The sequence below is a fragment of the Arcobacter rhizosphaerae genome, assembly GCF_049472155.1.
Classification (GTDB): Bacteria; Campylobacterota; Campylobacteria; order Campylobacterales; family Arcobacteraceae; genus Arcobacter_B.
In genome coordinates, this window is the sequence record NZ_JBMOVW010000017.1 from 1 (window position 1) to 10,966 (window position 10,966).

Consider the following 10,966-nt stretch of genomic DNA (forward strand, 5'->3'; position numbering starts at 1 on the left):
CCAGCTTTTTTAAAAGTTTTTATAGCTTCTTCATAATTCTTTTGTTTTCTATAAACATGAGCCATTGCTAAAAGAGAATAGGTGTCACCTTTATTAAAAGACTTCTCATACCATTTTAAAGCTTTTTTATATGCAAAGTTTTTATCATAATATACACCTAAATTATGTGCAGCTTTTCCATGTCCATTATTTGCTGCTATTGTAAAATACTCTACGGCTTTTTTATTATCATTTAAAAAGTGTCTATATAAGCTTCCTATTTGAGCATAAGACTCTAAACTTCCTTTTTCTTTTCCTTTATAAAAATACTTTTTTGCATTTTTATAATCCTTTGCTCTCATATAATAAATACCAATACAGTTATACCCTTGTATCTCTCCTTGTTCTACAAGTCTTTTATAATCTTCTAAATCTTCTTTTGTATAGCTTTCTTTATTACATTGCTTTATATCATAATTACTTTTTTTTATTTCTACACTTTTACTTTCACTACAAGCAGTTATAGTTAGTAGTACAAAGATAAGTAAAATGGATTTTTTTAGATAGTTCATATAATATACCTTATTAATAATTTTTTAAGATATTATTATATATAAATATATATTCTATATTCTTTAATTTAAAATGTTATTTTAGTATTTTTTTAAAATTGATTTAAAAAGTATCTTTTTCATCAACCTCTTCATCCCATAAAATAGATACACCATACTCTTCATCACTAATTACATATTTAAAATATTCACTTGTTCCTTTTCTTCCATGAAGTCTTACTACTATTTGACCATCTTTTAAAAGTTTTTTCATTTCTCTTTCACTAAAACTTCTTTTATTCCATCTTAAAAAAGCATTTGAATAGACTCTAAATCTGCATGTAGAGTCAGCAGTAAAAACATACTGTTCACTCTCATCGTATTCTTTTTTTGCATTTTGGCATGAATAAAGTTTTGTACTTTTACCTTGTACTGTAATTTTTTTTGAAGTTACAATCCCATCACAATATGGACAGTTTCCTAATATCATCTAGTATCCTGTTTTTATTTGAGATTTTATCTTAATTTTTGTTAGATTAAAAAAAGTATTTCAATTTGAAAGAAAAGAATTAAACTTCTTTACCTTCAAATTTATTCTTAGCTACATTTTGAACTACTTTTGAAGCTATGTTATTTGTTTGTTTAGCAATATCGTTAGTTTTTTGAGCAATTTTTGTGTTTTCTTGTGCATAGGAATCAAGTTTTTTAACTATGTCATCAATAAAACTTATTTTTCTCTCTTGTTCTTTTGCTGCATTTGTTACATCATCAATAAGATGATTTGTTTGTGTTACTTTTTCTTCTAAGTCTTCAAATCCTTCTATAAGTGAATCACTTATTTGTTTACCTTCATCTGCTTTTGAGGACGCACTTTGTACTAAAGCTGTAATCTCTTTTGCAGCTTGAGCACTTCTATTAGCTAAGTTTCTTACTTCTTGGGCAACAACAGCAAATCCTTTTCCTGCTTCTCCAGCTGTTGCTGCTTCTACTGCCGCATTTAGTGAAAGAATATTTGTTTGGAAAGCAATTTGATCAATAATAGTAATAGCTTCATTTATAGCTTTTACTTTTTCGTTTATGTCATCCATAGATGTAGCTGTTTTTGAAGCTAAATCTTTACCTTTGTATGATGATTCTTTTGTAAAAGAAGAAATATCTGACATTTCTTTTGCTCTTGTACTTGTATGTGAGATTGTTGTTGAAATATCATTTATTGCTTCTGTTGTTTCATTTAAAGCATTATTTTGTTTTTGAGCATTTTCATTTAATACTCTTACATCAGTTGTTAATTTTGATGAACTTTCTTTTAAAATCACTCCATCATCTTGGTTAGAAAGTAACATATCTGTAATCATTTTATTCATAGAAATAATTTGCTTACCAATTTCACCATTATTTTCTTCATTTAATTTAGGAGTGAAGTCATTTTTAGAATAACTATTTAAAACCTTTGATAATTGATTAATATCATTACCCATAAACTTTTGTAAGTTTTCAAGCATTGTATTTATAAGTGTTTTTAGTTCGTTTAAAGATTGAGTATTAGACTCTTTATGAATTCTTTTATTTAAATGTCCTTCTTTTACACTGTTTACTACATCTTTTACATTATTAATTAAAATGTTCTCTTCTTTTATATTTTTACTTATTTCTGAAATATTATCATTAATGTTTTTTGCCATCTGACCAAACTCATCATTTTGAGTTATAAAGATTTGTTTTGCACTATTTGATTCTTTATTTAAAAATTTAAAGAAGTCATCTAGTCCATTTTGAATAGTATTTAGTTTAGTATTTAAAACTCTTGTAGCATAAAATACAACTAAACCTATTAAAATAGTAGTTATTATACCTGCAAAAATGGAGAAGTTTTTGATAATAAAAGCACTTTGTAAATATTCACTATTGGGAACAGAAAGTCCAAATCCCCAGTTCACATCTGAATTTGAAATCATAAATGATGTAAGGTAATTAAATGAATCTTGATTATTATGTAAAGACTTTTCATCAAAGAAAAAATCTTGGTTTTCTTTAATTCTTTTTATGATTTTTTTACTATTGTTTGTTTTTGAAATTTCTAAAAGATTTTTACCTAAAAGTTTTTCATTTGGGTGAGAAATAACTGTTCCTTTAGAACTTAATATATATCCATATCCATTATCTAAAATCTTAAGCTTTGAAATTCTTTGTACTATTTTATCAAGAGAAATATCAATTCCTACAACACCTACAAATTTTCCATTATTAAACATAGGAACTGAAACTGTTGTATTTAAAACTTCTTTTTTATTTACATTAAATTTGTAAGGTTCAGTGATATACTCTTTTTTTGTTTCTTTAGGTTTTGTAATCCATATATTGTTTTCTAATACAGGATATTGCCAAACTAGGTTTATTTCTCCGTTATTTTTCATAACATAAGGTGAGAATCTTCCTGTTTCATCATGGGCATATCTATTTGTCATAGATGGGATATTTTCATAAAAGGTATTTGGTTCAAAATAAGTCCAAACTCCCACAATATATGGGTTTTTTTCTAAAATAGAACTCATAAGTTCTACAAGGACAGGTTTTGAATACATTACATCTTCTTTTAAAGCAGTTTCTAAAGAAGCACTAAATGTTTTGATTAGAACTACAGATTTCTCAATATCTGCTTTAATTTCAAGGGCATTTTTATATCCAAGTTCTTTCATATAATCTTTTGAAATCATTTGGGTTTCACTAAATACTTTACTTGAAATTAGAAAAGTTGAAATAGCAGATAAAAATACTAATACACCTAAAACACTAAATAATAACTTCTTACTAAAACTTAAATTATTAAACATAATTAAATCCCCTACAAAAAAATAGTCTATATTGTATAAAAATAATGTTTAGTGATTGTTGGTTGTTTGATCAAATAAAAAAGTTCAAAGAACTTAAGAGAATATCTTTAATATAATCTCTTTAAGTTCTTTTTTCATTGCTTCACTTAAATTTTTTTTATTTGAATAAATATAAAAAGGTACAGTATTTAACATAGAGTGTTTAAGTCTTTTTCTAAGTGTTGAAATTTCATCTAAATTGATTAGTGTTTCTCCATCATATAAGCAAAAGTCTTTTTGAACACCTATTTTAAAAGATACAATTTGATAAGTAAAGAATAGTTCTTCTTTTTCATTTTCCCATTTTTTTATAAAAGCATCAAGCTCTTTTTGTAAAGTTTTTGCTCGATTCTCAGTAATATAACCAAAACTTTCTCTAAATTTATATCTTTGTACAGTTTGAAAACCTAATTCTTTATAAAACTCATTAAGGTTCTTCCAGTGTGAATTAAATCTTCTTTTCCCAAAAAGTACATCTTCAAAGCAATAAAGATATTTTTTATCTTGAGCTGTTAAAACTTTTTTATCTTTTATATAAAAATACTCTTTTTTAAATAGTGATATTAGCCAGTTTTCATCTAACATTGAGATTGTATCAAGTTGCTTTTCTACATCTTTATCTTCATTATAATTCCAAAGCATAGAAATATTATCTTCGTTATTAGCTGATTTTATTTTATCATTAAAATAGTTGTTTGATAAATATAGAACTACATTTTCCAGTAGAGCATCTGTTTTTGCAATACCATGATTGTAGATTACTTTTTTATAAAGATTAAATCTCATTTCTAACATGTGTTCAATATCAATTAAAGACATATCAAAAAAGCTTAAATAAAACTTGTTGTTTTGTTCTACTAAAACAGTTTGTTTTGTGATTCTAATATGATCACTTGGGCCTGTAATATAACCACTAGCAAGCATATCTCTATTTACATAATCAAGTCTATCTGCATCAACTGTACTATCTATGTAATTATGTAAAACTTTAAAATCAAAACCATTATAAACTTTCTCTTCTAAAATAAGTAAACATAGTTTTTTTATAAGTTTTATGTACTCTTTATCAACTGTCTTTTTTAGTAAATCTTCAACTTCATAATCAAAAAGAAGTGTTAAAAGATTTTTTCCTATGGCTTCATGAAGTACTTCTTGTGAGTTTTCTGTAATCTCTTCATATTTGATTTTGAATTCAAGTTCTTTTTTTAATAAAGCTTCTTTGTTTATTTCTTTTTCTAGTATTTTGTGATAGACCTTTTTTAAGGCATACTCTATTTGATGAGAAAAAGGAAGATGTCCAACATCATGTAATAATCCAATTATTCTAATTGTTTGTAAAACAATACAATATGAAACCCTGTGAGCTTTGGATTTTGTAGGAATATTAAATTGATATAAAGCTTTGTTATCAAAATACTCCATATCTTTAAAATCAAGTAATAATGCCTCTTCTTCTATGATTTTTAATATTACATCTTTAAGTGAGTCCAAAAAATCATTTTTCGTTTTTTTATTTGCATTTAAAAGTGAGTTCTTAAACATAAATGAAGCTAAATGCATAGTTCCTAAAGAATGTATAAATCTCTTTGTCGTAATAGATGGGTAAGAAAAATATGCTAAAGCATTTTGTGTAATAAACTGTAATCTATTTACTATTTTTGTTTGTAATAATTTATCTTCTAACTTTGTATACTCTATATGATTATAGATAGTATCATTTATTAATCTATTTTGTATTTTAAATCCTTATTAATTCTCTTTTTTCTTTTCAAAAATTCGTTCTGTAAATTGAGCAAATTTTCCTCTTACTGCTTTATCAAGTTCTATGGCAAACATATTAAGTTCTTCATGTTTATAATTTGTTTGCTTCAATAAAGTTGTAAGACCGTTATTGTATTTATTTAAATATAAATTATCAATTTGTCTATTTGAACCAATTACTATAGCCATACAAGATTCGTCAAGTCTTGAAAGAATTAGTTGTGTTGTTTTTTCACTTGAGTTTTGCCACTCATCCATAATAACAATTGCACTAGAAAGAGTTCGGCCTCTAGCTTCTCCTGGCCATAGAGTTTCAATACAGTATTTTGACTGAAGTTCACTTATTTTTGACTCAATTGATTCTTTATTATCTGTATTTTCACTTTTTTTTAGCTTTTTTTTAGCTATAAATTCTAAAGTATCTTGTAATGCCATATTATAAATTCTAAATTTTTCATCATTCCCTGCTAAATATCCAATATCAGCACCTTTATCAAGTGATTCTATTGAGTTTCGAACATATACGATTTTATCGTATAATCCTATATCAATAAGTCTCATGGCACTTACTATTGACATAAGAGTTTTCCCACTTCCAGCTTTTGCATCTATTACTAAGAGTTCATACATATTTGATAAAATTGCTTTAGTGAATAGTTTTTGTTTTAGATTCACAGGTTTTACAGTCAAAGATTTAAAATCATTCTCTTTTAAAGTATCTATTTTATTATTATAAATAATTGCATAAGTATTATTTCCATCATGACTTTCAAAACTATATGAAAAGTTTTCATATAAATAGTTTTCATCTATATTTGTAATATCTTTTTTATCTAAAGTATTAAAATAACTTGAATCTAAAGTTAAGTTTTTTATAAACTCAAAAGTGGGTACAGTTGATTTGTCTTCATGGAGTGTTTCTGTTTTAAGACCTTTAAATAAGGCAAAAGTTCTTGCATAAACATCAAGGGATAAAAAGATAGTTTGATAACCTTTATAATATTCTTGAGCTATTGAAGCTACTTCAATTATTCTTTTATCATTGCTTTCACTTATATGAATTTGTTCAATTTGTGTATCATAGTTATCTTTAGAAATGATATGTAAGTTAAGTTCATCATTAAAAAACTTTACAACTTTAAAACCTGCTTTATAATCAACTTCTTTTATTTTCATTTTGGCTAGTAATCTAGCAAACTCTCTTGAATAAAACCCTAGTTCATTTGTTAATTTTTTCTTATCTTCAAGCTCTAATAAAACAGTTTCTGGGATTACAATATGATTTGTTTTATTGTCAGATATCTTATAAAGATTTTGAATATTTTGTAAAATGATATTTGTGTCTAATACATATACTTTATCTTTCATAAAAAAAGTTTAACACACTAAAGTTACAAGACAATAACACAGTTGCATATTTTTTATACTTTAGATATAATCAATTAAAAATAATATTAAGAAAAATAAATATTTATAGGTTATTTTGTGACTAAGATTAATAAAAACAACATTAAAAATCTTTTAATTACTTCTTTAGAATTAGCGAAAGAATCAATTTATTTGATAGACTCAGAAGGTAAAATACTCCTAGCTAACACAACAGCATGTGACTCTTTGGGATATACAAAAAAAGAAGTATCAGGCTTAAATGTTTGGGACTTAGATGCTTTAGTTATTAGTAAAGAAGCTTATCAAAAGAAGTTTAATGAATTTCAAAAAAATAACTTAAATAATGCATCTGTTTTTGAATCAATACATAAAAGAAAAGATGGTACTACATTTCCTGTTGAAATAAGTTCTCAAATCATAGATATAGAAGGAACTGAACACTTAATATCTTATGTTTTAGATATCTCTCATAAAGTAAAGCAACAAGAAGAGTTAAAACTTTATTTTGAATTTATAAATGAATCAAGTGATATGATATTTTTAGTAGACTTTGAAACTCAAAAAATAGAGTTTGCAAATAAAAAAGTATGTAATACTCTTGAATACTCTATAAATGAACTAAGACAATTAAGAATATCTGATTTGAGAGAATCTTATTTAGACTCAGAAGATATGTCCGTTATATTTAATAAAATAAAAGACAAAAAAAATCTTATAACTTATGGAAAATATGTAGGGAAAAATAATAATAGTGTATATGTAGAAACTTCACTTAGTTTAAAAAACTATGATGGAAAAGATTATATTATGGCTATATCAAGAGATATGTCAGAACGTCTAGAAATTGAAAAGCAAAGAGAAAAACTAAATAAAGATTTAGAAAATTATAATAATAGATTAAAACAAGAAGTTTCAAAAATAAAAAAAGAGCTTACAGAATATGAAACAATAATGCAAAGACAGGCAAAAATGGCTGCTATGGGTGAAATGCTTGAAAATATTGCTCATCAATGGCGTCAACCTTTATCTATGATTTCAGTATTATCTACTGGTATGAAAATTCAAAATGACACAGGCACTCTTGATAAAGAAACATTAACAAATGGTTTAAATGATATAAATACAAGCTCACAATATCTTTCTAAAACTATTGATGATTTTAGTGATTTTTTTAAGCCTAGTTATAAAAAGACTTCATTTAATATAAGTGAAGTGATCTCTTACTGTGTTAATCTAACAAAAACAAATTTTAAATCTCATAATATTAAGATAGTAGAAAATATATTGGATTTAAAAGTACATACTTTTAAAAATGAACTAATTCAAGTTTTAGTTAATATTTTAAATAATGCTAGTGATGAATTAATTAAGATAAATAAAAAAAGAAAACTCATTATGATTGAAACATATCAAGATGAAGAATTTTTATGTGTAAAAATATTAGATAATGCTGATGGAATAAATCCTAAAATTATTAATAGAGTATTTGAACCATACTTTACAACTAAACATAAGTCTCAAGGTACAGGAATAGGGTTATATATGTGTGAAACAATTGTAAAGAAACACATGCAAGGCTTTATTGAAGTATCAAATAAAGAGTTTATGTATGAAGAATCAAAATATAGTGGTGCAGAATTTATAATTAAAATTCCAAAGTAATATTTAGCAGTCTAGCTAATTAAGTGCTAAATTTTATTGAAATTTAAGTTTTTAAAGTTTATACTTTCATTAACTTTAGTCATTAAAACTAAAGTATACTTTTTTATTTCGATAAGGAGGTTACAAAGGTTTGACTTTAAAACTATAAATACATTTTAGTGTGATAACTTTATCAATAAGATTTAGAAGCACTCTATTTTTTAAGTAATTTCCCTGATATTTATTTACAAATCAATAGCATGGTATTAAAATATAGGCATTTTGCCTATATTTTAGATTTTAGTAAGTTTTGTTAATTGTTGAATCATATTTTTAGCAGAATCTTCATTTAACTGTTTTTCATAAGTTGTTAAAATCTCTCTAGCTAAAATATTTGCACCTAAGTGTTGAAACATAATTCTCATTGCTTGAAGCCCTTTAGCTCCACCTCCACCACTATGAGTTGCTAATCCTACAACCTTTTCATTAAATGCATCTCTCCAGTCTTTTGTAGCTCTTGAAGTCCATGCCATTGCATTGTTTAATACAGGAGGCATAACACCATTGTATTCAGGAGCAATTACAATAAATGCTTTTAAATCTAAAATAGTGTTAGCTAAATCTAAAGCCACTTCTGGGATACCGTTTTTTTCTTCTTCAACTGTACTATATAAAGGTAAATTTAAATCAACTAGATTTATTAATTCTACTTCACAGTTTAACTCAAGTGCTAAAGTTTTTAATTTTTCACCTAATTTTCTATTATTATTTGCACTTGCAACTAAAATACCAATTTTTGACATTTTTATTCCTTATAGTTTATTCAATTTTTTAAAGTATATCTTATTTACTTCTTGTTGAGATGAAATTGTCTTATTTTTTTAGTTAAAATATAATAAAGTGAATAAATAAGACTATTTTAGACCTCTTAAATGTAAGTAAATGCATTTTTAATAGAAGAGAAGAGAGTAAATTTTTTTTCAATAGAGACATTTTCACTTTCTAATAGTTGAAGAGAAGAACAAATATCATCTAAAGCAAGATTTAAACAAGAGTTCTTAATATAATGAGCCTTAGAAATAATATTAGAAGAATCCTTAGCCTGAATAAAAGATTCTAACTCATCTAAATCCTTATGAATTTCCTTCTTAAACTTCTCAATAATCATAATAGCAATATTCTGTGATACCCCAAGCTTATTAACAACCTTCTGAATATCAATATCAACTGATAAAATATCCTGAGAATTATCATCAGTAGAATTACTATCATCTTGAAGTAAAGAAAGATTAATATCTTTCTTCTTTAAAAACTTACTAAATAAAGAGACTAACTCATTAGTATTAACAGGCTTAGATAAATACTCATTCATCCCAAGATTTAAGAATTTTTCCCTATCCCCTTTAATAGCATTAGCAGTTAAAGCAATAATAGGAATATTACCTAAAGCATTATTCTTTTCATACTCCCTTATCTTATTGAAAGCCTCAATACCATCCATAACAGGCATATTAATATCCATTAAAACTAAATCATAAGATTCGTGATTAGAAATAAACTCTTCTAAAGTTTCCCAACCATTAGGCTTAATAGTATAATTAAGATTGAAACTTTGTAAAATATAAGAGATTAACTCCTGATTAGCTAAATTGTCCTCAGCAACTAAAATATTACCAATAAAAGACTCACCTAAACTTTCTTCTTGAATAGAAGGAACAGAAGAGGACTTTTTCTGTAACTCTTGTAAAGCATCATTAACCTTAGAAGCATAAAAAGGTAAAGCTAAACCTTGCTCATTAGAATTTAAAGAAAAAGACTCTAAATCCTCTTCATACTCAAATAAAATTAAAATAGGATTGTCTTTATGAGCTTTTCTAAGCTCATCTAAATTAGAATTTTTATTGAAATTAAAAACAAAAATATCATTAGAAGAAGACTTATTAATATTAATAGTACCAAAAATAGATAAATACCTCTTAATATAATGATATAAATCATTGTCAGTATTCTCAACTTTGAAATTTAAATGATGTAAATAGTTTTTATTAGTATGAATAGAATCATCACAAATATCAAAAGTTAGATCAAAAGAGAAAATAGTACCTAAACCAATAGAACTCTTAACATTGATTTTAGAATCTAAAGCTTGAATAATATGAGAACAAATACTTAAACCTAAACCAGTACCTTCAAACTCCCTTGTAGATTTATGATCAACTTGAATAAAAGGTTTAAAAATATTGTCAAGTTTATCATTAGGGATACCAATACCCGTATCTTTAACTTCAAAACTAATAGTAGCCTTAGCCTCAGATATATTAAGTAAAGATATATTAAGTTCAACCTTACCATGCTCAGGAGTGAATTTAATAGCATTAGATAAAAGATTAGAAAGGACTTGCCTAATTCTAACCCCATCAGATAGGATACACATAGGTATTTTATGATCAATATTAAAAATAAGTTTAAGATTTTTTTCAATAGCATTTTTAGAGAAAAGCTCAACAACATGTTCAGAGATAAAATATAAATCAGTATTATCAATAGTAATATCAAAATTACCACTTTCAATTTTAGAGATATCAAGGATATCGTTAATAATAGATAATAAAGAGTTAGCACTAGATTGAATAATTCTAGCTTGTTTAACACCATGAATATCTAAAGATTTAGATTTACAAAGGATATCAGAGAAACCAATAATAGCATTTAAAGGAGTTCTAATTTCATGACTCATATTTGCTAGGAATATGGATTTCGCTTCATCTGCTTTTT

Annotated in this window: 8 protein-coding genes; 1 reads left to right on the plus strand and 7 read right to left on the minus strand. The window is 25.4% G+C overall.

Annotation, left to right across the window (positions count from 1 at the left end; all coding sequences use genetic code 11):
• The 5 genes from ACH5BH_RS14375 to ACH5BH_RS14395 all read right to left on the minus strand — a co-directional run.
• A partial coding sequence (locus tag ACH5BH_RS14375; RefSeq protein ID WP_423298772.1) for a tetratricopeptide repeat protein occupies positions 1–551 on the minus strand: 551 nt, incomplete at its 3' end.
• A 103-nt stretch (positions 552–654) separates the two neighbouring features.
• Complete coding sequence (locus ACH5BH_RS14380) at positions 655–1,020, minus strand: hypothetical protein (protein WP_423298825.1); 366 nt, start codon at positions 1,018–1,020, stop codon at positions 655–657.
• 79 nt (positions 1,021–1,099) lie between these two features.
• Positions 1,100–3,361: a methyl-accepting chemotaxis protein gene (locus ACH5BH_RS14385; RefSeq protein ID WP_423298826.1), complete on the minus strand. Its 2,262-nt coding sequence runs from the start codon at positions 3,359–3,361 to the stop codon at positions 1,100–1,102.
• Positions 3,362–3,454: 93 nt separating this feature from the next.
• Positions 3,455–4,960, minus strand: coding sequence for an HD domain-containing protein (locus tag ACH5BH_RS14390; RefSeq protein ID WP_423298827.1), 1,506 nt, complete (start codon positions 4,958–4,960; stop codon positions 3,455–3,457).
• A gap of 189 nt (positions 4,961–5,149) precedes the next feature.
• Complete coding sequence (locus ACH5BH_RS14395; protein ID WP_423298828.1) at positions 5,150–6,529, minus strand: PhoH family protein; 1,380 nt, start codon at positions 6,527–6,529, stop codon at positions 5,150–5,152.
• A 117-nt stretch (positions 6,530–6,646) separates the two neighbouring features.
• Between ACH5BH_RS14395 and ACH5BH_RS14400 the strand changes: the two genes are divergently transcribed.
• On the plus strand, positions 6,647–8,212 hold the full coding sequence (locus ACH5BH_RS14400) for a PAS domain-containing sensor histidine kinase (protein WP_423298829.1): 1,566 nt from the start codon (positions 6,647–6,649) through the stop codon (positions 8,210–8,212).
• Between the two features lie 272 nt (positions 8,213–8,484).
• On the opposite strand, the gene ACH5BH_RS14405 is transcribed toward ACH5BH_RS14400, so the two are convergent.
• Both ACH5BH_RS14405 and ACH5BH_RS14410 read right to left on the minus strand, forming a co-directional pair.
• On the minus strand, positions 8,485–8,994 hold the full coding sequence (locus ACH5BH_RS14405; protein WP_404308249.1) for an NADPH-dependent FMN reductase: 510 nt from the start codon (positions 8,992–8,994) through the stop codon (positions 8,485–8,487).
• Between the two features lie 125 nt (positions 8,995–9,119).
• The coding region (locus ACH5BH_RS14410; RefSeq protein WP_423298830.1) for an ATP-binding protein at positions 9,120–10,966 on the minus strand (1,847 nt) is incomplete at its 5' end.